Source organism: Vibrio sp. 10N.222.46.A1, assembly GCF_041473595.1.
Lineage (GTDB): Bacteria > Pseudomonadota > Gammaproteobacteria > Enterobacterales > Vibrionaceae > Vibrio > Vibrio tasmaniensis_A.
This window is the reverse complement of the sequence record NZ_JBFRSN010000588.1, coordinates 1-545: the sequence shown is the minus strand read 5'-3', so window position 1 is coordinate 545 and position 545 is coordinate 1. Positions and strand designations below refer to the sequence as shown.

Annotated in this window: 1 protein-coding gene; it reads left to right on the top strand. The window is 43.1% G+C overall.

Annotated elements, in window-relative coordinates:
- Positions 1-326: 326 nt before the first annotated feature.
- On the top strand, positions 327-545 hold a 219-nt coding region (locus AB4496_RS16515; RefSeq protein WP_372131392.1), incomplete at its 3' end, for a carbon starvation CstA family protein.

The window sequence follows — 545 nt, the reverse complement described above, 5'->3', positions numbered from 1 at the left end:
TTTATATTGTTACTTCATCACTTTCTGACGAAGCGCTGCCTTTGTGGCGATTCTCCGCTGAACACTGACTGATGTCCACTTATGTCTGTTATCTGCCGTTGATATTTATTGATTACCGCTTAAAGCTGATAAGTCACCACTAACTAGAAGCATGACACTTCTCAACACCAGTAACCAACCGCTCCGCAAAGGTCACAAACCACTAAACCGGTTATAACACCACTTAATTAGCTATTCGACCACTCACTCCAGTAGCGGAAGTTTCTTCTCATACACTCCTTTAATATACACCCTGACTTAATTAATACATTCAGGGATAACAAATTATGATGTGGTTTCTTACCTGTGTTGCAGCACTCATTGGTGGCTACTTTATTTACGGTGCCTTTATCGAAAAGATATTCGGTGTCAATGAAAAGCGTCAAACACCCGCTCACACCAAGCAAGACGGCGTGGACTACGTTCCAATGTCAACACCAAAGGTTTACCTAGTTCAGCTGCTTAACATTGCAGGCGTCGGTCCAATCTTCGGCCCTATCATGGGT